Origin of the sequence: Rhizobium sp. rho-13.1 (assembly GCF_007000305.1) — a bacterium.
In the GTDB taxonomy this organism is placed as follows: domain Bacteria; phylum Pseudomonadota; class Alphaproteobacteria; order Rhizobiales; family Rhizobiaceae; genus Rhizobium; species Rhizobium rhododendri.
Window position 1 is genome coordinate 1,043,035 of sequence record NZ_SCFL01000001.1, and the last position, 24,108, is coordinate 1,067,142.

Annotated in this window: 22 protein-coding genes; 14 read left to right on the top strand and 8 right to left on the bottom strand. The window is 62.6% G+C overall.

Annotated elements, in window-relative coordinates:
• The first annotated feature begins 41 nt into the window (after nt 1-41).
• A complete protein-coding gene (locus tag EQW76_RS05195) occupies nt 42-1,022 on the top strand; it encodes an acyltransferase (protein WP_142823350.1) in 981 nt (326 codons plus the stop codon).
• Between the two features lie 27 nt (nt 1,023-1,049).
• Here the strand turns inward: EQW76_RS05195 and EQW76_RS05200 are convergent, their stop codons facing one another.
• Complete coding sequence (locus EQW76_RS05200; RefSeq protein WP_142823351.1) at nt 1,050-2,900, bottom strand: ABC transporter ATP-binding protein; 1,851 nt, start codon at nt 2,898-2,900, stop codon at nt 1,050-1,052.
• Between the two features lie 381 nt (nt 2,901-3,281).
• Here EQW76_RS05200 and EQW76_RS05205 point away from each other — a divergent pair, with 381 nt between their 5' ends.
• A complete protein-coding gene (locus EQW76_RS05205) occupies nt 3,282-3,743 on the top strand; it encodes a tRNA (cytidine(34)-2'-O)-methyltransferase (RefSeq protein ID WP_142823352.1) in 462 nt (153 codons plus the stop codon).
• 201 nt (nt 3,744-3,944) lie between these two features.
• Nucleotides 3,945-5,591: a Na/Pi cotransporter family protein gene (locus EQW76_RS05210; RefSeq protein WP_142823353.1), complete on the top strand. Its 1,647-nt coding sequence runs from the start codon at nt 3,945-3,947 to the stop codon at nt 5,589-5,591.
• 68 nt (nt 5,592-5,659) lie between these two features.
• On the opposite strand, the gene EQW76_RS05215 is transcribed toward EQW76_RS05210, so the two are convergent.
• Nucleotides 5,660-5,920 (bottom strand): hypothetical protein, encoded by a 261-nt coding sequence (locus EQW76_RS05215; RefSeq protein ID WP_161990946.1) that lies wholly within the window; start codon nt 5,918-5,920, stop codon nt 5,660-5,662.
• Nucleotides 5,921-6,090: 170 nt separating this feature from the next.
• On the opposite strand from EQW76_RS05215, the gene hemF reads away from it, so the two are divergent.
• On the top strand, nt 6,091-6,999 hold the full coding sequence (gene hemF / locus EQW76_RS05220; protein ID WP_142823355.1) for an oxygen-dependent coproporphyrinogen oxidase: 909 nt from the start codon (nt 6,091-6,093) through the stop codon (nt 6,997-6,999).
• 83 nt (nt 7,000-7,082) lie between these two features.
• Entirely contained in the window at nt 7,083-7,352 is a 270-nt protein-coding gene (locus tag EQW76_RS05225) for a hypothetical protein (protein WP_111222682.1), read from the top strand.
• 66 nt (nt 7,353-7,418) lie between these two features.
• Here EQW76_RS05225 and EQW76_RS05230 read toward each other — a convergent pair whose 3' ends face one another.
• From EQW76_RS05230 to EQW76_RS05240, 3 genes are read right to left on the bottom strand one after another with little or no spacing between them, the layout of a single operon-like run.
• Nucleotides 7,419-8,669, bottom strand: coding sequence for a CCA tRNA nucleotidyltransferase (locus EQW76_RS05230; RefSeq protein WP_142823356.1), 1,251 nt, complete (start codon nt 8,667-8,669; stop codon nt 7,419-7,421).
• The gene (locus tag EQW76_RS05235) at nt 8,666-9,301 is read right to left on the bottom strand and encodes a CoA pyrophosphatase (RefSeq protein ID WP_142823357.1); all 636 of its coding nucleotides are present in this window, start codon (nt 9,299-9,301) and stop codon (nt 8,666-8,668) included. The genes EQW76_RS05230 and EQW76_RS05235 overlap by 4 nt, the downstream gene beginning before the upstream one ends.
• Nucleotides 9,294-9,920 carry a DUF1285 domain-containing protein gene (locus EQW76_RS05240; protein ID WP_142823358.1) on the bottom strand — a complete coding sequence of 209 codons (627 nt, stop codon included), beginning with the start codon at nt 9,918-9,920 and terminating at the stop codon, nt 9,294-9,296. Before EQW76_RS05240 ends, EQW76_RS05235 begins: the two co-directional genes overlap by 8 nt.
• 160 nt (nt 9,921-10,080) lie before the next feature.
• Here EQW76_RS05240 and EQW76_RS05245 point away from each other — a divergent pair, with 160 nt between their 5' ends.
• From EQW76_RS05245 to EQW76_RS05265, 5 genes are read left to right on the top strand one after another with little or no spacing between them, the layout of a single operon-like run.
• Nucleotides 10,081-11,094 carry a MoxR family ATPase gene (locus tag EQW76_RS05245; protein WP_142823359.1) on the top strand — a complete coding sequence of 338 codons (1,014 nt, stop codon included), beginning with the start codon at nt 10,081-10,083 and terminating at the stop codon, nt 11,092-11,094.
• Between the two features lie 14 nt (nt 11,095-11,108).
• Nucleotides 11,109-12,029, top strand: a complete 921-nt coding sequence (locus EQW76_RS05250; protein ID WP_142823360.1) for a DUF58 domain-containing protein — start codon at nt 11,109-11,111, stop codon at nt 12,027-12,029.
• A complete protein-coding gene (locus tag EQW76_RS05255; protein ID WP_142823361.1) occupies nt 12,026-14,851 on the top strand; it encodes a DUF4159 domain-containing protein in 2,826 nt (941 codons plus the stop codon). Before EQW76_RS05250 ends, EQW76_RS05255 begins: the two co-directional genes overlap by 4 nt.
• Before the next feature lies 1 nt (nt 14,852).
• On the top strand, nt 14,853-16,922 hold the full coding sequence (locus tag EQW76_RS05260; protein WP_142823362.1) for a hypothetical protein: 2,070 nt from the start codon (nt 14,853-14,855) through the stop codon (nt 16,920-16,922).
• Between the two features lie 2 nt (nt 16,923-16,924).
• A complete protein-coding gene (locus tag EQW76_RS05265; RefSeq protein ID WP_142823363.1) occupies nt 16,925-17,353 on the top strand; it encodes a GNAT family N-acetyltransferase in 429 nt (142 codons plus the stop codon).
• Nucleotides 17,354-17,362: 9 nt separating this feature from the next.
• Here the strand turns inward: EQW76_RS05265 and EQW76_RS05270 are convergent, their stop codons facing one another.
• On the bottom strand, nt 17,363-17,932 hold the full coding sequence (locus tag EQW76_RS05270; RefSeq protein WP_202617111.1) for an N-acetyltransferase: 570 nt from the start codon (nt 17,930-17,932) through the stop codon (nt 17,363-17,365).
• Nucleotides 17,933-18,130: 198 nt separating this feature from the next.
• Between EQW76_RS05270 and EQW76_RS05275 the strand changes: the two genes are divergently transcribed.
• Complete coding sequence (locus tag EQW76_RS05275; protein WP_142823364.1) at nt 18,131-19,108, top strand: glutathione S-transferase family protein; 978 nt, start codon at nt 18,131-18,133, stop codon at nt 19,106-19,108.
• 10 nt (nt 19,109-19,118) lie between these two features.
• Here the strand turns inward: EQW76_RS05275 and EQW76_RS05280 are convergent, their stop codons facing one another.
• Nucleotides 19,119-19,517, bottom strand: a complete 399-nt coding sequence (locus tag EQW76_RS05280) for an NUDIX domain-containing protein (RefSeq protein ID WP_244615318.1) — start codon at nt 19,515-19,517, stop codon at nt 19,119-19,121.
• A 195-nt stretch (nt 19,518-19,712) separates the two neighbouring features.
• On the opposite strand from EQW76_RS05280, the gene EQW76_RS05285 reads away from it, so the two are divergent.
• The 3 genes from EQW76_RS05285 (at nt 19,713) to EQW76_RS05295 (ending at nt 22,286) form a co-directional block, all read left to right on the top strand.
• On the top strand, nt 19,713-20,621 hold the full coding sequence (locus EQW76_RS05285; protein ID WP_111222671.1) for a metallophosphoesterase: 909 nt from the start codon (nt 19,713-19,715) through the stop codon (nt 20,619-20,621).
• Nucleotides 20,622-20,937: 316 nt separating this feature from the next.
• A complete protein-coding gene (locus tag EQW76_RS05290; protein ID WP_142823366.1) occupies nt 20,938-21,450 on the top strand; it encodes an RNA polymerase sigma factor in 513 nt (170 codons plus the stop codon).
• A gap of 2 nt (nt 21,451-21,452) precedes the next feature.
• Nucleotides 21,453-22,286, top strand: coding sequence for an anti-sigma factor (locus EQW76_RS05295; RefSeq protein ID WP_202617110.1), 834 nt, complete (start codon nt 21,453-21,455; stop codon nt 22,284-22,286).
• Nucleotides 22,287-22,363: 77 nt separating this feature from the next.
• On the opposite strand, the gene leuA is transcribed toward EQW76_RS05295, so the two are convergent.
• The gene (leuA, locus tag EQW76_RS05300; protein WP_142823368.1) at nt 22,364-24,106 is read right to left on the bottom strand and encodes a 2-isopropylmalate synthase; all 1,743 of its coding nucleotides are present in this window, start codon (nt 24,104-24,106) and stop codon (nt 22,364-22,366) included.
• Nucleotides 24,107-24,108 lie beyond the last annotated feature (2 nt).

Genomic DNA, 24,108 nt, shown 5'->3' on the forward strand with positions numbered 1-24,108 from the left:
GCAAACGAAGACGACCTGCCCATCCTCGAGGAGATTTGCCGATGGCCGACGAAATCCTACTCGCCAGGCCAGACCGCAACACCTCCATAGATGCGATGCGCTATGTGTTCTCGTTCGTTATCGTTCTGCTGCATTGCCTGCCTCCGGCGCAGCATCCGCCTCACCCCGCATGGGCAGCACTCGTCGCCATCGCCTGTCGCGTTTCGGTGCCGTTCTTCCTCATCACCAGCGGCTATTTCCCGAAACCCTTGGCGAGGCTCGATCTATCGGTGGTCTTCAAGCCGCTGAAACGCCTGCTGCCGATCTACCTGTTCTGGATGTTCGCCTACTTCGTCTTCCTGCAAATCTGTCCGATCCAGCAATGGTCATTCGGCCCGCGCGACCTGATCTCTGGAGGCACCGCTTTCCACCTCTGGTTTCTGCCGGCACTGGGACTTGCGCTGGTGCTGGTATCGGCGGGGACGAGCCTCATCGGCATCAGGGCCACGGGCGCCCTATGCGTCGTCCTTGCAGCCATTGGCGTGATTTTCAGCAGCTATCACAATGTGCTTCACATGCCAGGCAGTCCTCAACGCGGAGGCCTGTTCATAGCACCGCTGTTCGTCTACCTCGGCCTCTGCGCCAAGGTCGGAAACTGGAGGCTGGGCAGATGGGCGGTCCCGGCGATCTGTCTCTCCTACATTGGCCTCATCCTGGAGGAATGGATGATCTACCGCGTTTCAAATGCAGCCGTTTTCATCAGCCACGACTTCACCATCGCCACCTATCTGGTCGGCCTGACGTGTTTTCTCGGGGTGCGCCAGATACCGCGTTCACAGTTTGTGGATCGGCTCGCGTGGTCTGGCCGGATCAGCCTGACTGTCTACGCAAGCCACGTCTTTTTCCTCTGGCTGCTCGCACCCGTCCTAGGCAACGATGAAATCTGGAGGGTCGGGATCCTGACCCTCCTGTGCTTCGGGCTGGCAACGCTCCTGAGCCTTGCGCTCATGCGCGTTCCGGGCCTGCAGCGCGTCATCGTATGACGACGCGCTGCCTTGTCGTTACCGCGCCTATTCCGCAGCCGCTTCCGTCGAATGGTCGGCGAGGAAGCCGCCGGACTGGCGGTTCCAGAGATCGGCGTAGATGCCGCCCCGGGTGATCAGGTCGGCATGGCTGCCGGTCTCGATCAGCTTGCCCTTGTCGAGAACCACGACCCGATCCATCTCCGTCAGCGTCGACAGCCGGTGGGCGATGGCGATGACCGTCTTGCCCTGCATCAGCGCGAACAGGTTCTCCTGGATGGCCGCCTCGACTTCGGAATCGAGTGCCGAGGTCGCCTCGTCGAGGATCAGGATCGGTGCATCCTTGAGGAACACCCGGGCAATCGCCACCCGCTGACGTTGGCCGCCGGAGAGCTTGACGCCACGCTCGCCGACCTGCGCATCGAGACCCCTGCGGCCGTTCAAGTCGACGAGGTTCTCGATGAACTCCCATGCATTGGCACGCTTGGTCGCCTCAATGATCTCAGCGTCGGTGGCATCCGGGCGACCGTAGGCGATGTTATCGCGGATGGAGCGGTGCAGCAGCGACGTATCCTGCGTCACCACGCCGATCAGCGCACGCAGGCTCTCCTGCGTCACGCCGGCGATATCCTGCCCGTCGATGGTGATCTTCCCGGACTCCAGTTCGTAGAAGCGCAGCAGCAGGTTCATCAGCGTCGTCTTGCCTGCGCCGGAGCGCCCGACAAGGCCGATCTTCTCGCCGGCATGGATATCCAGCGTCAGATCCTCGATCACACCCTTCGCCTTGCCGTAATGAAAGCGGATATGATCGAAGCGGATTGCGCCCTTCTGCGCCACCAGCGTCGGAGCCGAAGGCCGGTCGATGATGTCGTGCTTCTTGGTCATCATCTCCATGCCGTCATAGACCGTGCCGATATTCTCGAACAGCGCCGAGACTTCCCACATGATCCACTGCGACATGCCGTTGACGCGCATCGCCAGGCCGATGGCGATCGCGATCGAGCCGACCTCGATGGCGCCGTTCAGCCAGAACCATATGGAAATCGCCGAGATGACGAAGAGTGCCACGCAGTTGTTGATGTAGACCGATGCCTGGAAGAGGCTGACGTAGCGCATCTGCCCGTAAACCGTCTGCAGGAACAGATCCATGCCCGCCTTGGCATAGGACTCCTCGCGGCCGGCATGGGAGAACAGCTTGACGGTCGCGATATTGGTGTAGCTGTCGACGACACGACCGGTCATGGTCGAGCGCGCGTCGGCCTGCGTCGCGGCGATCTTGCGCAGCTTCGGGACAAAGAAGCTGACGATGCCGATGTAGATCGCCAGCCAGACCAGCAGCGGCAGCAGCAGCCGCCAGTCCGCTGTTCCGACGATGACGATCATCGTGATGATGTAAGTGACGACATAGACGAAAACGTCGAGCAGCTTCATCACCGTTTCGCGCACGGCAAGCGACGTCTGCATCACTTTGGTGGAAACGCGTCCGGCAAATTCGTTGGCAAAGAACGTCATGCTGTGGCGCAGCAGGAACCGGTGCATCTGCCACCTGGCGATCATCGGATAGTTGCCGAGCAACACCTGGTGCATGATGATGGAGTCCAGCACGGCTGCGACCGGCAGGCCTACGAGCACCATCGCCGCCATCCAGAAAAGCGTGGCGCCTTCCGTCTGCAGGAACGTTGCCTTGTCGGCATGCGACAGCCAGTCGACGATCTGGCCAAGAAACCGGAAAAGCGTGACCTCGCCGATGGCGATCAGCATCGTCAGGACGCCCATGGCGGCAAGCCAGGGGGCTGCAGGCTTTGTGTAGTGCCAACAGAAAGCAAACAGCCCGTGCGGCGGAACACTGGGTTCCTCGCTCGGGAATGGGTTCAGACGCCGTTCAAACCAGCCAAACATAAAATGCTCCAGAAACGTCGAAGCCGCATCCCGCCGCTGCGTCCAATGGTTTCGCAGCGTCATATGGGAGCGGTCGCGGAAAGAACGAGGCCGTATCAGCCGCGCGATGGTTCAGAAAGGGAGAAAGTCGTCAGATCCTGACGGAGACAACCGGATGAAACACCGGCGTACGCACCGGGAGACGAACAGCCAAAAATCGATCCATTAGCGCCTCCTGCTGGTTTGCGTTGTGAACAAGGCGTCTTTTATCGCAAAAGCGACGGCTGCAAAAGCCCCTAAGACGGCGCGAACATGCAGAACTTGCAATGGGACTCATCAGAGACGTTGATGACCGCACATTTCAGTTGCGGGTTTTGCTGCCGATCGGATAGTCGAGGAGCCATGACCGCCCTGCACATCGCCCTCTACCAGCCGGATATCGCCGGCAACACCGGCACGATCCTACGGCTTGCCGCCTGTCTCGATCTTGCCGTCGACATCATAGAGCCCGCCGGCTTCGACATCTCCGACCGCAACCTCAAGCGCGCCGGCATGGACTATCTCGCCGCGGTCTCCCTGACCCGTCATATCAGCTGGACGCATTTCGAAGCCTGGCGACGCGGCACCGGGCGCCGCCTGATCCTTGCCTCGACGAAGGCCGCGGACCGCTACACCGATTTCGTCTTCCACTCCGACGACATCCTGCTGTTCGGTCGGGAAAGCGCCGGCGTTCCGGATGCGGTCCACGAGGGAGCCGATGGTCGCATCCTCATCCCGATGGTAGAGGGCCAGCGGTCCATCAATGTTGCGATGTCGGCGGCAATGATCGCGGGCGAGGCGTTGCGCCAGACACGCTGGGCCTGAGGGCGCGCTGTCACCAGTGACGCAAATTTGACCTTTAGATGTCGCTACAAGCGTTGATTTGCAGCGGGTTTTGTCCATATAATAGTTAGCCGACGAGCAAACTTTGCCGGGTGCGGCTCTTTCCAGCGCTGAAATTACGTGCCTTTTCAGTCTCCGGTCGATGCCGGAACCCTACGGCATGAGAAGGAAATCCCGCGAAAAATGGACTCAACCACGGTCATGATCAACCTGTTCGGCGCAGTGGCATTGCTGCTGTTCGGCCTGTCGCAGGTAAAGGACGGCGTCACCCGCGCTTTCGGTGCCCGCCTGCGGACCGGGCTGGCGACCGGGACACGCAGCAGCGGCCGTTCCTTCGTCTCCGGCTTCGTCGCGACGATCGCGCTGCAGAGTTCGACCGCGACCGCGCTAATGGTCGCGTCTTTCGTCGAACGTGACCTGGTGATCCCGTCCATGGCACAGATCGTGCTGCTCGGCGCCAATGTCGGCACCGCCGTGACCGCATGGATCGTGGCAACCGGCATCGAATGGCTGTCGCCGCTGATCATACTGATCGGCATCGTCCTCTACCGCCGCTCGTCGAGCAATCAGCAGGGCGCAGGCACGGCGCTGATCGGCATCGGCCTGATGCTGCTGTCGCTGCAGCTACTGAGCATGGCAACGGCACCGATCCGCGAATCCCAGGCGCTTGCCGCCTTCATCGGCCTGCTCGACGGCGCCCTGCCGGTCGCGTTGATCTTCTCGGCCGCCCTCGCCTTCATCTCGTCGTCCAGCCTTGCCGTTGTCGTGCTGATCCTGTCGCTCGCCTCCACCGGCATCCTGTCGCCCGCTCTCTCCATTGTCCTGGTGCTCGGCGCCAACCTTGGCGGCGCCGTTCCGCCCGTCGTCGCGACCATGTCCGGTCCCGCAACCGCCCGCCGCGTGACGCTTGGCAACCTCATCGTGCGTGCCATCGGCTGCGCCATTGCCATGCCATTGGCCGGCCACGCTGGCGCCCTTCTGCAAGGCCTCGGCTTTGTGCCCGCAAAACTGCCCGTCGACGCGCATCTGATGTTCAACATCGCGCTTGCCGCCCTCGCCTGGCCGTTTTCTCCCCTGATTTCAAGGCTGATGCTGCGGCTGGTGCCTGCCGATGCCGCGACCGATGACAGCCCGAGGTTCCTCGACGAACAGGCTCTCGGCACGCCTGTGGTTGCCGTCGCCAGCGCAACCCGCGAAGTTCTGGCCGTCGGCGATCTCATCGAACGCATGTTGATCCGCACGCAGACCGCATTCGATAACAACGACCTGGCATCGTTGAAGGAAATCCCGCTGCTGGAAAAGCGCGTCGACCGGCTGCAGCAGGAAGTCAAGGTCTACCTCTCCAGGCTCGGCCGTGGCGGGCTCGACGAGGAAACCAGCCGCCGATCGATCGTCATCATCGACTACGCCATCAATCTCGAACATATCGGCGATATCATCGAGAAAGGCCTTTCGGAGCAGGTGGCAAAGAAGATCGCCCACGGCCTCGCCTTTTCCGACGACGGCTTTGCCGAGCTGCAGCGCCTGTTCACCATGACCATCGACAATCTGAGGGTAGCCCAGACGATCCTCGTGACGCGCGATTTCAATCTCGCCCGCCAAATGATGGAAGTGAAGGTCGATGTCCGCCGGCTCGAGAAGCAGTCTTCGGATCGCCATATCGCCCGGCTGCGTGACGGTCGAATGGACAGCCTGCAGACCAGTTCGCTGCATCTGGACATGCTGCGCGACCTCAAGCGGATCAATGCCCACATCGTCTCCGTCGCCCACCCCATCCTCGATGAAAGCGGCCTGCTGATCGAAAGCCGCTTGCTGAACGCAGCTGAGTGATAGCTAGCGGGATGAGCCTGGAAATCGGTACTAACGAATGAGCGTCAAACGCCGGCGCAAAAAAGCGATCAGTCTGCGGTCGGCAGGCGGCGCATGGTGAATTCGATGCGGTCGCCCTCGACCTGTCGCCAGCTTTCGACTTCCGTCCAGTAGGCAGCCTTCGGAAAATCGTCGAACCATTGGCGGGCTTTTTCGCGCGCGTCGGGGCGGCTGAGGCAATAGGTTTCGCGCACGAAATCTCCCTTGCCGCCGGCAAGCTTGCTGCGGCGGTGGCGGTCGATCTGGCGCTTGAGCCCATCAAGGGGCGGCGATCCCGTAATCTTCATGATAAACCTTGCCTTTGCGCCCAAGATAATACCAGACGGTTCATTTTGCGAGTCGATTATGCCGGTGTTCAAGCGGGGGATGCTGGCTGCCACCTTGCTTTGCTGTTATGCAAAAACCGATTTTGAAGGCCGTGCGAGTCGTGGCCGCTGCACACATGGCACCGGAGATACTTATGGAAAGACCACAGCTTCCAACCGGATTGCCTGACGACATCGAGGACAAGAAGCTTGCTGCGCGCGGCTGGTTTGAAAGCCTGCGCGACACGATCTGCGCGGAATTCGAGGCGCTGGAAGACGAGTTGACTGGCCCGCTTGCCGACCAGGAACCGGGCCGCTTCGTTGCCAAGGACTGGCAGCGCGAAAGCGATGGCGGCGGCGGCAGGATGTCGATGATGGAAGGCCGCGTTTTCGAGAAGGTCGGCGTCCACACCTCTACCGTGCACGGCGAGTTTGCCCCCGATTTTCGCAGCCAGATCCCTGGTGCCAATGAGGATCCGCGCTTCTGGGCCTCCGGCATCTCGCTCATCGCCCATCCCGTCAATCCCAACGTGCCGGCCGTGCACATGAACACCCGCATGGTGGTCACGACCAGCCGCTGGTTCGGCGGCGGCGCCGACTTGACACCCGTCCTTGATAACCGGCGAACACAGGAAGATCCCGATAGCCAGCTTTTCCATCGTGCCATGGAGATCGCCTGCGGCCGTCATAAGGTTGCAGACTATCCACGCTATAAAGCCTGGTGCGAGGAGTATTTCTTCCTGAAGCACCGAAACGAATCACGCGGCATCGGCGGGATTTTCTACGACTGGCTTCATTCGAGCGAGGAGGACGGCGGCTGGGAGGCCGACTTTACCTTCACGCGCGATGTCGGAAGGGCGTTTTCGATGGTCTACCCGCGGATTGTAAGGTCGAACTTCAACAAGCAGTGGACAGAGCAGGACCGGGACGAACAATTGATTCGCCGCGGACGCTATGTCGAGTTCAATCTTCTGTACGACCGCGGCACGATCTTCGGCCTGAAGACCGGCGGCAATGTAGAGTCTATCCTGTCGTCCCTGCCGCCCGTGGTTCGTTGGCCCTGATGTCAACAAAACGTGAGGGTCTTACAAAGTAACGCGTTGCTACTACTTTAACTTGAACATGGTACAGTCAGAGGAGGATTGTCATGTCTACGAAGAGCAGTGCAGCCCCTACCCCGACCACAGCGAGTGCGATGGACACTCCTGATTTTATCAGGAGGCTGGCGGAGGACCAGCGCATCCGAAGCGGCTCCGATCTGCCTTTGTCCTGCTTCATCGAGCAGGTGAAGATGCAACTGAAAGGCCGGCCGGCCAACGATGTATCCCGTATTCCGCAGGACCGCATCGCCAGGCGCTCCGTCGCCCACCGCCACCAGACGTCGGAGCTTTTCAAAGCCTGGGCAATGCCTGAATAGGCTGAGCGGGCTGTGACACCATCATCGGGCGCAGCTTCCGCAGTGAAGCGGAGGCTGCCCTGAAAATCAGACCATTTCTCGCAGCCGCGACAGCAGGGTCGCCTTGTCGGTCGCAAAATTCTCTTCGACCCACTGGCGTTCAAGATCGCCCAGCACCTCGCCCACGCGCGGGCCGGCAGCAATTCCTGCTTTCAACGCATCGGCTCCGCTGAGAGGAAAGACCGGTTTCTGCCAGCCGCCTGCGCGGTCCAGCAGCTTGCCGATGCGTGCCGTTCGCGCCATCTCGGCGAAGTCGCCCTCCGCCTTGCCCCGCGCCACAGCAAGCGCGAGCTTCAACTTGGTGCGGATACCCTCTGTTCCATGGCCGTACAGCAATCTCTGAAACGCTGCGTCAGAGATCTCGTCGTCGATGACGGGTGCGGCGGCCCATGCGGTAAGCCTCGCCGCCTCTGCCTTCGACAGGCGCAACCGGATCGCGAGCTTTGCCAGCCTGTCGGCATCCGGCGGCACGATGGAAGCAAGCCGCAGCAATGGATCCGGCGACCAGCCAAGCGCCCGTTCGGTGGAGACAAGCGCCGGGATGGCGTCGATGCCCCATTTTTCGGTTTCCGGCAGGATATCGGTGAGCACGCTGATCTGCCGCATCCAAAGCAGCGCACGCCCCGGATCGGGTGCTCCCAGCAACTTCTTCATTTCCGACCAGATGCGCTCGGCCGACAGCGAAGCCAGTGTGCCTCGCGCCCCGGCGCAGGCCCTGAGGCCCGCCGCGTCTGGCCGGCCGGTGCCATAGAAGGCAAAGAAACGGAAAAAGCGCAGGATGCGTAAATGATCCTCGGCGATCCGCGTTGCCGGCTCGCCGATGAACCGGATGGTCCTGGTCTCTATGTCCGCGAGGCCGCCAACGAGATCGATGACCTCGCCGCTAGCCGTTGCATAGAGCGCATTGATCGTCAGGTCGCGGCGTTCGGCATCCGCCTGCCAGTCCGTGCTGAAAGCCACTTCGGCATGACGCCCGTCGGTCTCGACGTCCCGGCGCAAGGTCGTCACCTCGAACGGCTTGCCATCGATCACCAGCGTCACTGTGCCATGCGCTATGCCGGTCGGTACGGCCTTGATGCCGGCCGCTTTGGCGCGGGCCACGACGGCGTCCGGCAGCAGCGTCGTCGCGATGTCGATGTCGGCGACATCGAGCCCCATCAGGCTGTTGCGGACTGCCCCGCCAACGATGCGCGCCTCGCCGCCGTCGCTGTTCAGCAGCGCCAGAACCTGTCCGAGCGCCGCATCCGCAAACCACGTCTCTCCGGCAACAGTCGTCATGCGTAAAGCCTCTCGTACAATGTCCGGACGATCCCGGCGGTAATGCCCCAGATCATCCATTGACCGTAGGGCATGCGGTAGAAATGACGCTCGCTGCCCTTCCACTCCATGCTGTCGCGCATGTGGTGCGTCGGGTCCATCAGAAACGACAGAGGCACTTCGAACGCATCCTCGACCTCGGTCGGGCTCAGCGTCAGCTCGAAACCCGGTTTGACGACCGCAAGGATCGGCGTGATGCGGAACCCGGTCGCAGCTAGATAATGCGGCAAGCGGGCCACCGGTTCGACAAACAGATTGGCAAGGCCGATCTCCTCCTCAGCCTCGCGCATCGCGGCAGCCTCCGGCGACGCATCTTCCGGATCTATGGCGCCGCCCGGAAAGGCGATCTGGCCGGAGTGCTTGCGCAGATTTGTCGTGCGCTGCGTAAAGATGACCCGTGCGTCGTCTCCCTCGTCGATGACCGGCACCAGCACCGCGGCGTCGCGTAGCGTCATCCCCTCGACGTCGAGAATTCTCTCTCGGTTGAGAAGGTGATCGCCGTGCTCACGCCAGGCAAGCTCGACGGGGTTACCCGTCTGGTTGAGCGCGCGGCGGCGGAATTCGGCTGCCGAATAAAGCGGAAACTCACTCATCTGCCAGGGCATTCAGCGTCAGCGCCGGCATGATCGGGAAAGTCGCGCCGCCGGAGCGGACGCAGAACATCGCGACGCCGTCGATGTCGAGCGTTTCGCCGAGAGCCACCAGATCGTACATGACGGCCCGTGACACCAGCGCCTCCAGCCGGCCGCGCACATGCAGATAGGGCTTGAGTTCGTTGTTGTCGCCATGCACGACAAAGCGCAGCGGATGGTCCTCGCCTGCCTCCACGACGTCCCCAACGTTCGTCCGGAATGTCAGTAGCGGATGGCCGTCGACCTGCGTCATCGTCATCTCGACCGCCAGAAACGGCGCATCGACGACGCGGATGCCGACTTTTTCCACAGGCGTCACGAGATAGGTCTTACCGTCCTCGTCCTTGCGCAACACCGTCGAGAACAATCGCACCAGCGGCGCACGGCCGATCGGCGTCCCCATGTAGAACCAGGTACCGTCGCTGCGGATTTCCATGTCGAGATCGCCGCAGAAGGGCGGGTTCCACTTGTCGACCGGTGGAGGCCCCTTGGCGTGGTCTCCGGCATCTCCGGCGGCGCGCGAAATCAGGGCAGCCAGGCCTGCCGCGTCGGTCGTCGCGCTGATTTCCTCGGCTGCCATTGTTCCGTCCCGGTTCGTCGCTAGTTCTTGCTGTCACACGAGATAGTCATTCGAGACGCGCTTGTCAGCATTGTTGTGAGGGATAAATTCTCTTGAGTATGGGGCAAATCTGTATGAACTGCGAATCGACACACCCGTCTTTCAGCCGCCGGAGATGCACATGGGCATGATCAATTCGACAGAGGCTAGCCTCGACGACAAGGCCATGATTGCGTCTGCAGAGCGTGCGCTTGCCGATATCGCCGCAATTCGCGACCAGGTATCGAAGGTCATTTTCGGCCAGGAAAGCGTCGTCGAGAAGACTGTGCTCGCGGTTCTGGCCGGCGGTCACGCGCTGCTGGTCGGCGTTCCCGGCCTCGCCAAGACCAAGCTGGTGACGACGCTCGGCGACGTGCTCGGGCTGGGAGCCAGCCGCGTACAGTTTACCCCCGACCTGATGCCATCGGACATTCTAGGCTCGGAAGTGATGGACCAGGACGACACTGGTCGCCGTTCATTCCGCTTCCTCAAAGGCCCCATCTTCGCACAATTGCTGATGGCAGACGAAATCAACCGCGCCTCGCCCCGCACCCAGTCGGCGCTGCTGCAGGCCATGCAGGAATATCATGTGACGATCGCCGGCCAGCGCTACGACCTGCCAGCGCCCTTCCATGTGCTCGCCACCCAGAACCCGCTGGAGCAGGAAGGCACGTACCCGCTGCCGGAAGCCCAACTCGACCGGTTTCTGCTGCAGGTCGACGTCGGCTATCCGGAATTGGCCGACGAGCGCAGAATCCTGCTCGACACGACCGGCATGTCGGAAGCCAAGGCCGGCGCTGCCATCGATGCCGGCAGGCTGTCCGAAATCCAGAAGCTGATCCGCCAGATGCCGATCAGCGACAGCGTCGTCGATGCCATCCTGTCGCTGGTCCGCTCGGCCCGACCGGGCCAGGGCAATGCCACAACAGACAAGCACGTCGCCTGGGGACCGGGCCCGCGCGCCGGCCAGGCGATGATGCTCTGCACCCGCGCCCGCGCCCTCTACCAGGGTCGCCTTGCCCCGTCGCTGGACGATGTACACGCGCTCGCCGAACCGATCCTGCAGCACCGCATGGCGCTGACGTTCGTCGCCCGCGCCGAAGGCATGTCAGTGCGCGACGTCATTTCCGACTTGGTCAAGCAGGCCAGGACCTAGGGAGAGAGCGCCGCGTGGCATCCATCGGACAGATCGTCAATCCGACATCCGGCAGTGATGCCCTTTCCCGCGCCCGGCAACGGGCAGCTCTCGTCCCCGATTGCCTGGTCGAGGCGAAACGCATCGCCAACACCGTGATTGCCGGCTGGCATGGCCGCCGCAAGCGCGGTATCGGCGAGAATTTCTGGCAGTTCCGCCCCTACAGCGATGGTGAGAGCCTGTCGCGCATCGACTGGCGGCGCTCGGCCCGCGATGACCATACCTATATCCGTGACCATGAATGGGAAGCGGCGCACACCATATGGCTCTGGGCCGACATGTCGCCGTCGATGATGTTCAGGTCGTCGCTTGGTCATGTCTCCAAGGAAAGCCGGGCGCTGGTCGTCATGCTGGCACTGGCGGAAATCCTCGCCCGCTCCGGCGAGCGTATCGGCTGCCCCGGCATCATGGAACCGATTTCCGCCCGCAACGCTGCCGAAAGACTGGCAACGGCGCTGATGCACGCGCCGCTGGGCGGTGGCCTGCCGCAGACGGCGATGATCCGCGGCTGGAGCGACGTCGTGCTGATCGGCGATCTCCTCGACGATGCCGATAGCATCATGGCCCGTCTCGGCCCTCTTGCCCGGCGCGGATTGCGCGGCCATGTGGTCGAGATCGCCGACCCTGCCGAGGAAACCTTTCCCTATAGCGGCCGCACCGAGTTCACCGATCCGGAAACCGGCGAAAAGCTGGTGGCCGGCCGCGCCGAGACCATCCGCGAGGATTACCAGCGTGCCTACCTGGCGCGTCGAGACAGCCTCGGAGAGACGCTGCGCCACCTCGGCTGGACGTTCGTCACCCACCGCACCGACCACCTCGCCTCCGAGGCGCTTGTCGCCGTGCACACCTACCTGTCCGGCATGCCCACCAGAGCCACCCATGGTGGTCAGTTGTGAGCGCGCTGGGCTTTGCCTATCCGGCGATGCTGGCAGCTCTGATCGCCCTGCCGGCGATATGGTGGCTGCTGCGCATGACGCCGCCGCGCCCGCAGATAGAAGTCTTTCCGCCCCTGAAGATCCTGGCCAAGGTGCTCAGACGAGAGGAAACCCCGGCCAACAGCCCGTGGTGGCTGACGCTGCTGCGTATGCTGATGGCGGCGGCCGTGATCCTTGCAATCGCCGATCCCGTCTTCAATCCGCGCACCAACACCCTTTCCAAGGCGGGACCTCTCGTTCTGCTGATCGACAACAGCTGGGCGAGCGCTGCCGATTGGGATCGTCGCGTGCAGACCGCCGACGCGCTTATCGGCGATGCCGATGCCAGCGAGACGCCCGTCGTCATCGCGTTCACCGCCAACCAGACCAACGATGCCATCCCCGGCACCGCGATGGCAGCGCGCGACAAATTACATGCCGCAGCCCCTATGCCGCTGGTGCCGGATCGCCCCCGCGCCGTACAGGCCCTGAAGTCGGCTCTCGGTGGCGCCAAACCCGGCACGCTCGTTTTCCTGTCCGACGGGATTGCTGCTTCAGATAGAGACGATACGGTTCAGCAGCTTGCGTCCTTGGCTCCCGCAGACCTGCGCCTGCTGGAGGGCGATGCCAGTGAAGCCATCGTCCTGACCAAGGCCGCCAACGCCGCCGACGCCATGACCGTCACCGCGAGCCGCCTCGACAGCGCCGGCCCCGCCGGTTTCACGCTCAGCGCGCAAGACGCCCAGGGGCGCCCGATCGCTGCCGGCAAGCTCGCCTTTACCGCTGGCCAATCGGTCGCATCGGGCACGATCACCGCGCCCTTCGAGATGCGCAACGACTTTGCCCGGGTCAGCATCGATGGACACACGACCGCAGGCTCGGTTCATCTCCTCGACGACGGCTTCAAGCGTCGCCGCGTTGCCCTGCTCTCCGGCCAGGCCGTCGACGAGTTCCAGCCGTTGCTTTCGCCGCTCTACTATATCCAGAAGGCACTTTCGCCTTTCGCCGACCTCGTCAATCCGGAAGCAGACGATCTGGCGAAATCGATCACCGAGCTGTTGGCTGGCAATCCGTCTGTCATCATCATGGCCGACATCGGCCGCCTGCCGGCAGATGCCTATGCCCCGATGCAGCGCTGGATCGCCAATGGCGGGACGTTGATCCGTTTCGCCGGTCCGCGCCTTGCTGCAGCACCCGCCGACGATCCGCTCGTGCCTGTGATCCTGCGCCAGGGCGAGCGGGCGCTGGGCGGCGCCATGTCCTGGGCCGAGCCGCAACCGCTCGCCGACTTTCCGGCTTTCGGGCCGTTTGCCGGCATGCCAAAACCATCAAACGTGCTGGTCAAGCGTCAGGTTCTGGCTGAGCCGACGCCAGATCTGGCCGAGCGGACATGGGCAAGCCTTGCCGATGGAACACCGCTGGTCACCGAGAAAAACGTCTCCGCCGGCCGCATCGTGCTATTTCATGTCAGCGCCGAGGCGTCGTGGTCGGATCTGCCGATTTCCGGCGATTTCGTCGAGATGCTGCGCCGTATCGTGCAGATGTCCCGCTCCGGCGGCGTCACTGCCGCCGATGGCTCCGCCAAATCATCCGCCGGTACGCTGCCGCCGTATCGGCTTCTGACGGCCAAGGGTGCGCTGAACGGTGAGACCGGCAGTGCCCGGCCCCTCGACACCGGCAAGAAGGGGCCTCTGCTCGCAAGCTTCGACAACCCGCCGGGTCTCTACGGCTCGGAAGAAGGATTTACCGCATTGAATGTCCTGCCCGAGGGCGCCGAACTGAAGCCTCTCGACGCATCCGCTTCCATGGTGGTGCAGCGAGAAGGATTGATCGGCGGACAGGCATGGTCCGCCAAGCCGGTGCTGTTCACCATCGCCCTCCTGCTGCTGCTCACCGACAGCGTTGCCGTGCTGTTCATGAACGGCGCCTTCAGCGGCATCCGGCGGCTATCTCGCTCAGCCGCAAAGACCGCCGCAATTCTCGCCATCGCCTTATCCACGGCGGCTTTCCTGCACCCGGTCGACATGCGCGCCGACGATGCGAGGCCCGGCGACGACGTCATCCTGTCACGGCTCGACAAGACGCATCTGGCCTATATCGTTACCGGCGAGGACGAAGTCGATCGGATTTCCGAGCGGGGACTTGCGGGCCTCACCGACTTCCTCACCTACCGCACGACGCTCGAACCCGGACCGCCTGTCGGCGTTGATCCCGCCAAGGACGAACTGGCGCTCTTCCCCCTGCTCTACTGGCCGGTGACCTCGACCGCACCGATGCCCAGCACTGCTACGATGAACCGCATCGACGCCTACATGCGCTCCGGCGGCACGGTGCTGTTCGACACGCGCGATGCATTGAGTTCCGTCGGCGACAATTCGGCTCCCGGCCCGAACGGCGAACGGCTGCAGGCGATCCTTGCCAATCTCGACATACCGCCACTCGAGCCCGTTCCCGCCAAGCACGTGCTGACGAAATCCTTTTATCTGCTGTCGAGTTTTCCGGGGCGCTACACCGGCAGCCCGCTGTGGATCGAATCCCATCAGGACAACCGCGCCGACACCGGTACCAAGCAGGCAGCCACATCGGACGGCGTGACACCTATCATCATCACCGGCAACGATTTTGCCGGCGCCTGGGCTGTCGACGACAACGGCACACCGTTGCTGCCAACGGTGCCGCAGGACGACATGCAGCGAGAATATGCCTTCAGAACCGGCGTCAACATCATGATGTATATGCTGACCGGCAACTACAAATCCGATCAGGTCCACGTTCCGGATCTGCTGGAACGGCTGGGGCAATAGCATGACGCTGGATTTCCAACCCTTTCTCCCCTGGCCGGTCATTATAGCCTTCGCCGCGGTCGTTGCCGTCATCGCCGCCTTCGCCATCTGGCGTCGCTTGCGTGGGGCATGGCTCCGCGCACTCGCAGCCCTCGCCTTGCTGGTGGCACTCGCCAACCCGCTGCTGATGCAGGAAGATCGCGACCGGCTCTCGACCATCGTTCCCGTCATCATCGACCGCAGCCAGAGCCAGCTGACGCCCGAACGCATCAAGATGACCAACGGTGCCCTGGCGCAACTCAAAGACCGGCTGGCCGCCTTCCCGCGCATAGAGCCGCGCTATGTGGAGTCCAAGGATACGGCGGAAACCGATGCCCCGGCGACGCGGCTGTTCTCGGCGCTTGCCGGTGCCATCGGCGATGTGCCGCCGGCTCGCATCGGCGGTGCCATCTTCCTCACCGATGGCCAGATCCACGATATCCCCTCGACCGCCCAGTCGCTCGGCTTCAACGCTCCCATCCACGGGCTGATCACCGGCAAAGCCAACGAATACGACCGTCGCATCGAAGTGGTGCGCGGCCCTCGCTTCGGCATCGTCAACGAAGAACAGCAACTGACCCTGCGCGTCGTCGACGATGGCCCAAGCCCCGGCGGCGCGGCCCCCGTTACGGTGAAAATGAACGGCAACGAGATCGCCACCCTGCAGGCGACCCCCGGCCAGGAAACGCCATTCAGCTTCAAGGTGCCGCGTGCCGGCAACAATGTGCTGGAGTTTTCCGTCGCCGAACTGCCCGGCGAGATTACGCTCGCCAACAACCGCGCCGTCCACCTGATCGAGGGCATCCGCCAGAACATGCGGGTGCTGCTGGTCTCGGGCGAGCCGCATGCCGGCGAGCGCGCCTGGCGCAACCTGCTGAAATCCGATGCCTCGGTCGATCTCGTGCACTTCACCATCCTGCGTCCGCCGGAAAAGCAGGACGGTACGCCGATCAACGAGCTGTCGCTGATCGCCTTTCCGACACGGGAACTGTTCGTCGACAAGATCAAGGATTTCGACCTGATCATCTTCGACCGCTACCAGCATCGCGGCGTGCTGCCGATCCTCTACTACGACTACATCGCCCAGTACGTTCAGAACGGTGGGGCACTGCTGATTGCCGCCGGACCGGAACATGCCGGCCAGGATTCAATCGCCCTGACGCCGCTGCAATCCGTGCTCCCGGCGGAGCCGACCGGCGAGATGATCGACAAGGCCTTCTATCCCCGCCTGTCGGAGGAAGGCCGCAAACATCCAGTCACCCGCGGCCTCGACGGCTCGGATGTCGAGCCGCCGCATTGGGGCCGCTGGTTCCGCACGGTCGATGTCGAGCCGCCGCAGGGACAGACCGTGATGGTCGGTGCCGACAACCATCCGCTGCTGGTGCTGAACCGTGCCGGCGAAGGACGCGTCGCCATGCTGCTGTCCGACCAGGGCTGGCTGTGGTCACGCGGTTTCGAGGGCGGTGGCCCGAGCGTGGCGCTCTACAGGCGCATCGCCCACTGGCTGATGAAGGAACCGGCGCTCGAGGAAGAAGCGCTGACCGCCACCGCATCCGGCCGCACGCTGCAGATCACTCGCCAGACAATCGGCGACGATCCCGGCAGTGCGACGATCAAATATCCTTCCGGCAAGTCGGAGACCGTCAAGCTGGCACAGGGCGAGCCCGGCCTCTATCGTGCCGAGAAGCACACCGACGAGATCGGGCTGTTCCAGATCACCAATGGCAACTTGTCGACACTCGTCCACGTCGGCGCCGTCGATGCACCGGAATTCAAGGCGATGATCTCGACAACGGAGACGCTGAAGCCGCTGGCCAGCCAAACCAAGGGGCTGGTGACGCGCGTGGCTTCGGCCGGCGACAGCGTCGTCGTGCCGCCGGTCCTGCCGGTGCGGGGTGCAGTGCGCATCGCCGACGACCAGCGCATGAGCATCCGGCTGACAGACGAGACGGTTCTGCGCGGCATCAACACACTGCCGCTGTTTGCAGGGTTCCTCGGCCTCGCCGCCCTGCTCTTCCTGTTGACGGCGACCTGGTGGCGCGAAGGACGATAGCCATGGCAACCCTCGACCTGACCGACGCGCCTCTGGACGGCGACATGGCCGTGATCATGAGCGGGTTGATGTCGTTCAACGCATCGGACGTCGGGCCTCCCGAGCGTCGCTCGCTGGCCGTGTTCATTCGCGGAGACGACGGCAAGGTGATCGGCGGCCTGCTGGGCGTGACTGCCTGGGGCTGGCTGTTCACCCAATGGCTGTTCGTTCCCGAAGCGCTGCGTGGCCAGGGAATGGCCGGCAGGCTGCTCGCCAAGGCGGAGGCCGAAGCCCTGGAACGAGGATGCCACAGCGCTTGGATCGATACCTTCAACCCGCAGGCGCTGCGGGCCTATCAGCGCCAGGGCTATGTTGCCTTCGGTACGCTCGCCGACTTCCCGCTCGGTCGCAGCCGGACGTTCCTGCAGAAGCAGCTCGCCGTAACACCCTGATAAGCTACGCTATTCAGTCCAGCCGATGGCGCCCTTGAGCCGCGCATGCACGTCATCCGCCATCGGCACGACAAGCACCCGGCCCGGATCGACCGGCCCCGGAAAGGCAAGCGCGTTATAGGCCACCTTCTCGAAACCGAGCGGCTCGTAGTAAGGCGGATCGCCGACGAGGATGACCGCCTCCGAGCCCTTCCGCCGTGCAGCTTCGACGGCAATGCGCACCAGTTCGCGGCCGATGCCCCGGCTCTTGTGCGACGGCCGGACAGCCAGTGGGCCTAGAAGATGGCCCTTGACGCCACCCGCCATGACGGCCGTCATCCGGACGGATGCGACTGTCTCACCGTCGTCTGCACAGATGAACGACAGTGACCGGTCGTGCGGACCCTGCTCGCGGATACGCGCTGCCGCCCGGACGAACCGTCCTGGACCAAAGGCTTCTTCGTTGATGAGTTCGATGACGGCGTCGTGGGACGCGTCCTCGGTGAGGTAGACCAGATCGTGCTTGTGCATGAAACGTAACAAACCAGATGACAAAAAGGGATGGGTCTCGGAAACGCCGGATGCGGCGTTCGGGTCCATCAGCGTCGTCGCAGGTCTCTGGTTACGGTCATCGATCACAGTCCTTGAAGTGTGCCGAGGCCGATAGCAGGAAATATTTGCCTCGTCCAACGTAAAATGCGGCAAATGCGACAGCAACGGACTGTTCAATCTTTGCACGCTCGAAAATTCTGCCCGGCAGCGTATGTATCATTCTAGGCAATTCGAAAGGACGATGACATGGGCATGCTGGTTGACGGCGTCTGGCAAGACGTGTGGTACGACACCAAGGAAACCAAGGGCCATTTCAAGCGGGCTGCATCGCAGTTTCGCAATTGGGTGACCGCCGACGGAAGTGCCGGCCCATCCGGCACTGGAGGCTTCAAGGCCGAGGCCGGTCGGTATCACCTCTATGTGGCGCTCGCCTGTCCATGGGCCCACCGGGCATTGATCTTCCGCAAGCTCAAGAAGCTGGAAAACATCATTTCCGTCTCGATCGTCGATCCGCTCATGCTGGAGAACGGCTGGGAATTCAAGAACCGCGACGGCGGCACGGTCGATCACATCTTCGGCGCCAATGCCATGTGGGAGATCTACACCAGGGCGGATCCTCATTATTCCGGGCGCGTCACCGTACCCGTCCTCTGGGACACCAGGACCGGCACGATCGTCAACAACGAGTCCTCCGAAATCATCCGGATGTTCAACAGCGCTTTCGACAGTCTTACCGACGTCACGCTGGACTATTATCCGGAGCCCCTGCGGACCGAGATCGACGAGATCAACGCCATCGTCTACGACACGGTCAACAACGGCGTCTACAAATCCGGCTTTGCGACGACGCAGGACGCCTATGAAGAGCACGTGCAAAAACTCTTCGCGACCCTAGACAGTCTCGACGCCCGCCTGGGGAAAAGCCGCTACCTTGTTGGCAACACGATCACGGAAGCCGACTGGCGGCTGTTCACGACACTGGTTCGCTTCGACGCCGTCTATGTCGGCCACTTCAAGTGCAACATCCGGCGTATCGAGGACTACCGCAACCTGCCCGGCTACCTGCGCGAACTCTACCAGGTGCCGGGCATCAGTGAGACGGTCAACATGGCGCACATCAAGCGGCACTACTACGCCAGCCACAAGACCATCAATCCAACCGGCATCGTGCCTCTGGGCCCGGCACTCGATTTCAACCGGCCACACGGTCGCGGCGCGCTGTAGCGCCCGGCGCCTACCAGTAGCCGGTGGGTGCGAGGTTGCCGTTGATTTCCTGCAGCCGCCGGTGGGTGGCGGCCGTGGTCGTGGGCGGTAGGGCGTCGAGGGCGAAGAAGCCGCTCTCGACAATCTCCCAGTCAGGGTCGCGCAGCGCCGTCTGCTCGACGTCGGCGCGGTAGAAGGCCACGTGGTCACGGCGGCTGACGGAGCGGTTGAAATAGATGCCTATCAGGGTCGGTGTGCCCAGAATGGCCAAATTGCCTTCCTCCCGCAGCTCCTTGGCCAACGCCTGGTTCACGGTCTCGTGCCTTTCGACACCGCCGCCAGGCATGTACCAGCCGGGCAGGTATGAATGGCGAACCAGGAAAATTCGCCCCTCGCTGTCGAAGCAGGCAGCCCGCACCCCGAGCGTCATGCCGCGCGACAGTGCAAAATAGAGATGTGCCAGGGGGCCGGCAAGCCTGTGCTTCCACCCGCGCCCTTCCTGTACCAGGTCGTCGTCCATGCCATCCCTCTCTCAGCGGCCCGTAGGGGCGGGCCTGCCAAAACTTCCCCTTGTGCAGGCATACGAAGCATTTGATTTGAAACGAGACTGTTCTATGTCTCACCCATGTTCAAACTCGCGCATATCTCCGATATCCACCTCGGCCCGCTCCCACGGCTTTCCCTCTGGGAGCTTGCCTCGAAGCGCATCACCGGATTTGTGAACTGGCACCGGAACCGGCGCAAGCACTTGTTCGGCGGCACTCTGGATCTTCTGCTGGCAGACATCAAGGCGAAGGAGGCGGACCATCTTTGCGTCACCGGCGATCTAGTCAACCTCGGCACAAAGATAGAGATCCGCACCGCTGCGGAGTGGCTTGCAACCATCGGGCCGCCGGCAACGACCTCCGTCGTGCCGGGCAACCACGATGCCTATGTACCGGGCTCCTATGAGAAATCCGTGCGCGCCTGGTATCCCTATGTGCGCGGCGATCTTGCGCCGGCTGCCTGGGAGGAAGACATGCACGTCTTCCCATACCTCCGCATACGCGACCGCGTCGCCATCATCGGCTGCTCGACGGCCGTTGCCACCCTGCCGTTTTCCGCTAGCGGCTTTTTCGGATCGCGCCAGGCGCGCGAGACGGTGCATATGCTGCGGGCCGCAGGCGAAGCCGGGCTGTTTCGCGTGCTGATGATCCACCATCCGCCGATCCGCGGGGCCGCGTCGTTCCACAAGCGCATGATCGGCATCCGCCGCTTTGCCGCCGTCGTCTCGACCGGTGGCGCGGAACTCGTGCTGCATGGCCATACCCACCTCAACACGCTTCACTGGCTGCGCGGGCCGATAGGCCGTGTCCCGGTGGTCGGCATCGCCTCCGCGTCGCAAGGCGTCGGCGGGTCCAAGCCTCCCGCCGCCTACAACATGTTTTCGATATCGGGCGGTCCGGGCGCCTGGAGCCTGAAAGCCGAGCGCTTCAGCCTCAACCACCGGGGCGATGGCATCTCTGCCGAGGGCACCGATATATTTGCGTCCTGAAGCAGCCATGATTGCCGCTGGATCCTTACAGGAAACAACAGTTTTATGGTTACCGCGCCTTTTACTTCGGAAAGACTGCGATATCTCCTGCCAATGGTCGTCTGCATCTGAGATCATCTGTCGCACCGGTCAACGAAGCCTTTATGCCGACTTGCGAAACGGGTCGGGAAGTGGTCATATCGCTGTCATGGATGTCTTCTCGATGCGTGGACCGACATCAGCCTTGCAAAGGCTGGTGCGAACGTCCGATGCATTTATCATGTAGTCGAAAATTCAAACCCGCGTCCGGTGACGGTCACTTCATCGTGGAAAGACAATGCGCGCTCCCATCCCTGCCCCGGACATTCGTCGCGACCTCGTTGGCCTGCTGCCCAAGTTGCGACGCTTCGCAGTGACGTTGACCGGAGACGTGGCAGATGCCGACGAATTGCTGCAAAAGGTTTGTCAGCGCAGCGTCGCGAAAATCCATCTCTGGAATACGGAAGAGCGGCTGGACAGCTGGCTCTACGCGATGACACGGCAGGTGTGGGTCGAAGAATCTCGCCGGCACCGGGTCCGCGCCGGCGCTCCGAGAGCTGTCGCCGGCCAGAAAGGCGACGCCACTTTGCAGCAGCCGCGCCCGACCGAAGGCAGCGAAAGCCATCAGGCGATAACGGCGCTCCCAGAGGGCCTTGCCAGCGTCTTCCTGCTCGCCGATGTCGAAGGCCACAGCTACAAGCAGACAGCCGATATCCTTGGCATCCCGCTGTCGATCGTCGCCTCCCGGCTTGCCAATGCCCGCCTGGCCTTTGCCGCCGCCGGGCGCAATCGTCTCAGCCAGAGGTCATGACAGTGCAGGATATCCGCAAGACACCGATCGAAGCGCGGCTAGCCGCCTATATCGATGGCGAGGCCAGCCCTGAAGAGAGGCGCACGCTGGAGGATCTGATTTCCGCCGATGCCGACACCGGCCGCGTCTATGAAAACCTGCGGCAGGGCTCAGATATCGGACGCAAGGTTTTCGACGACCTCCTGAAGGAGCCGGTGCCTCTGGCGCTTGTGCGCTCGATCAAGAGCGCTCCGGCACCGAAGGTCCGTGAAGCGCGGCGGCTTTCGCGGCCGGCCGTGAAGCTCGCGCCGTCGGGCAAGCAGGCGCTGGCGGCGGCCCTGATCCTCTTCGTCATCGGCGGCGGCATTGGATATCTCTTCGGCACCCAGCCGGGCGCTGCCCGCCTCACCCTCCCCTTGGTCCCGAACCAGGCACGAACCTGGCCCGACGACCTTGCCGCTGCCCAACGCATCTATCTGCGCCAGTCCAGCCATATCGTCGAACTCGGCGCCACAGAGAGCGATGAGATCATGACGTGGCTGACCTCGACCGTCGGCGTCAAGTTCAACCTGCCCGATCTGTCGAGCCAGGGCCTGGTATTTCAAGGCGCGCGTCTGCTGGTAGCGGGCGGCAAGCCGACCGGACAGCTCGTCTACCGCAACATCGACGGTGAAATCGTTTCGGTCTGCTTCTTCAAGGACAGCGCCGGGACCGATGGCAGCGATTTCAACGAGATCATCAAGGACGATATCGGCATCGTTCCCTGGCACCGCGCCGGGGTCGGCTATGCCATCGTCGGCGCATCCTCGGACGCACTGCTCGACGATATCGCCAACCGCGTGTCGGTGGCGATCTGAACTGTGCCAGACGCAAAATGGCGGCCTGCCGGGCCGCCATTTCGATGAGATGATGTTTCAAGCGGGAGCGATGGGCTTCAGGAGCCGGCTTTCAAGGCGAGAACCCGGTTGGCGGCCGAGACTATGGCCTCCAGCGACGCCGCAACGATATTGGTGTTGACGCCGGCGCCGAACAATTTCCCACCCGGATAGGAAGTCTCCACATACGAGATCGCCGCAGCGTTCGAACCATGCTGGAGTGAGTGCTCGGAGTAATCCTCCACAGACATTTCGACGCCGAGATAGGCCGACAAGGCATTGATGAAGCCATCGATCGGCCCGTTGCCACGACCCTCGATCTTCCTGAGTTCGCCACCGTCGGTGATTTCGGCCGTGATGATCCGTTGCCCCTTGTGCTCGGGATCGGCGAAGATGTGGTGATCGACGAACCGGATGCGGGCATCCGGCTGTTGAACGTAAAGCTCCATGAAACGATCGTAGATGCGCTTGGCCGGCAGCTCCTTGCCCTCGACATCGGTGATGTTCTGGATTTCCTGCCGGAACTCGACCTGCAGGTTGCGCGGCAGGTTCAGCCCGTAGTCCTGCTGCAGGATGTAGGCGATGCCGCCCTTGCCGGACTGCGAATTGATGCGGATGATCGCCTCGTAGGAGCGCCCGACATCCTGCGGGTCGATCGGCAGATAGGGCACTTCCCAGACAGAGGTGTTGGCGACCTTGCTCGCCTTCATCCCCTTGTTGATGGCGTCCTGGTGCGAGCCGGAAAAGGCCGTGTAGACGAGTTCGCCGACATAGGGATGACGCTCGGCAATGGTCATCTGGTTGGAATATTCGTAGACTTCCTTGATCCGCTCGATGTCCGAGCAATCGATCTGCGGGTCTACCCCTTGTGTGAACATGTTCAGCGCCATGGTCACGACATCGACGTTACCCGTACGCTCGCCGTTACCGAACAAGGTACCCTCGACGCGGTCGGCGCCGGCCAGCAGGGCCAGTTCCGCAGCGGCGATGCCGGTGCCGCGGTCGTTGTGTGGATGCAGCGAGATGATCAGGTTTTCGCGGTTGTCGAGGTTGCGGCACATCCACTCGATCTGGTCGGCATAGACGTTCGGCGTGGCCATCTCGACGGTCGACGGGAGGTTGATGATCAGCTTGTTGTCGGCTGTTGGCCGGATCTCGGCGATGACGGCGTTACAAATCTCCAGCGCCACCTCCAGCTCGGTGCCGGTGAAGCTCTCAGGCGAATATTCGAAGCGATAGTCGCCGCCGGCCTTGGACGCCATGTCGGTGATCATCTTGGCCGCATCGACGGCAATCTGCTTGATGCCGTGCACATCCTTGGCAAACACTACGCGACGCTGCAGCTCGCTGGTGGAATTATAGAAGTGCACGATCGGCCGGTTTGCACCCTCCAACGATTCGAAGGTGCGGGTGATCAGCTCGGGCCGGCACTGCACCAGCACCTGCAGTGACACGTCGTCGGCCACATTGCCTTCTTCGATGCACCAGCGGGCGAAGTCGAAATCGGTCTGCGAGGCTGACGGAAAGCCGATCTCGATTTCCTTGAAGCCCATTTCCAGCAACAGCTGGAACATGCGCGCCTTTCGGTCATGACCCATCGGGTCGACCAGAGACTGGTTGCCGTCGCGCAGATCGACCGAGCACCAGATCGGCGGCTTGGTGAGCGTCTTCGACGGCCAGGTACGGTCGGGGATGTTGACCTGCGGATAGGCACGGTATTTTTCGGCAGCTTTGGCCATGCCCTTGAAGCGGGACATGGTTGCAGGAGACTTGCCAGCGGGGGAATGAGTCTGCTCGTCCATCG

Coding starts and splice junctions, on each gene's coding strand:
- EQW76_RS05285 (WP_111222671.1), top strand. CDS start 19,713: ATGTTCAAACTCGCGCATATCTCCGATATCCACCTCGGCCCGCTCCCA.
- EQW76_RS05270 (WP_202617111.1), bottom strand. CDS start 17,932: ATGGACCCGAACGCCGCATCCGGCGTTTCCGAGACCCATCCCTTTTTG.
- EQW76_RS05230 (WP_142823356.1), bottom strand. CDS start 8,669: ATGACGACTGTTGCCGGAGAGACGTGGTTTGCGGATGCGGCGCTCGGA.
- EQW76_RS05205 (WP_142823352.1), top strand. CDS start 3,282: ATGACCGCCCTGCACATCGCCCTCTACCAGCCGGATATCGCCGGCAAC.
- EQW76_RS05225 (WP_111222682.1), top strand. CDS start 7,083: ATGTCTACGAAGAGCAGTGCAGCCCCTACCCCGACCACAGCGAGTGCG.
- EQW76_RS05200 (WP_142823351.1), bottom strand. CDS start 2,900: ATGTTTGGCTGGTTTGAACGGCGTCTGAACCCATTCCCGAGCGAGGAA.
- EQW76_RS05260 (WP_142823362.1), top strand. CDS start 14,853: ATGACGCTGGATTTCCAACCCTTTCTCCCCTGGCCGGTCATTATAGCC.
- EQW76_RS05245 (WP_142823359.1), top strand. CDS start 10,081: ATGGGCATGATCAATTCGACAGAGGCTAGCCTCGACGACAAGGCCATG.
- EQW76_RS05240 (WP_142823358.1), bottom strand. CDS start 9,920: ATGGCAGCCGAGGAAATCAGCGCGACGACCGACGCGGCAGGCCTGGCT.
- EQW76_RS05280 (WP_244615318.1), bottom strand. CDS start 19,517: ATGACGCTCGGGGTGCGGGCTGCCTGCTTCGACAGCGAGGGGCGAATT.
- EQW76_RS05210 (WP_142823353.1), top strand. CDS start 3,945: ATGGACTCAACCACGGTCATGATCAACCTGTTCGGCGCAGTGGCATTG.
- hemF (WP_142823355.1), top strand. CDS start 6,091: ATGGAAAGACCACAGCTTCCAACCGGATTGCCTGACGACATCGAGGAC.
- EQW76_RS05275 (WP_142823364.1), top strand. CDS start 18,131: ATGGGCATGCTGGTTGACGGCGTCTGGCAAGACGTGTGGTACGACACC.
- leuA (WP_142823368.1), bottom strand. CDS start 24,106: ATGGACGAGCAGACTCATTCCCCCGCTGGCAAGTCTCCTGCAACCATG.
- EQW76_RS05235 (WP_142823357.1), bottom strand. CDS start 9,301: ATGAGTGAGTTTCCGCTTTATTCGGCAGCCGAATTCCGCCGCCGCGCG.
- EQW76_RS05290 (WP_142823366.1), top strand. CDS start 20,938: ATGCGCGCTCCCATCCCTGCCCCGGACATTCGTCGCGACCTCGTTGGC.
- EQW76_RS05265 (WP_142823363.1), top strand. CDS start 16,925: ATGGCAACCCTCGACCTGACCGACGCGCCTCTGGACGGCGACATGGCC.
- EQW76_RS05195 (WP_142823350.1), top strand. CDS start 42: ATGGCCGACGAAATCCTACTCGCCAGGCCAGACCGCAACACCTCCATA.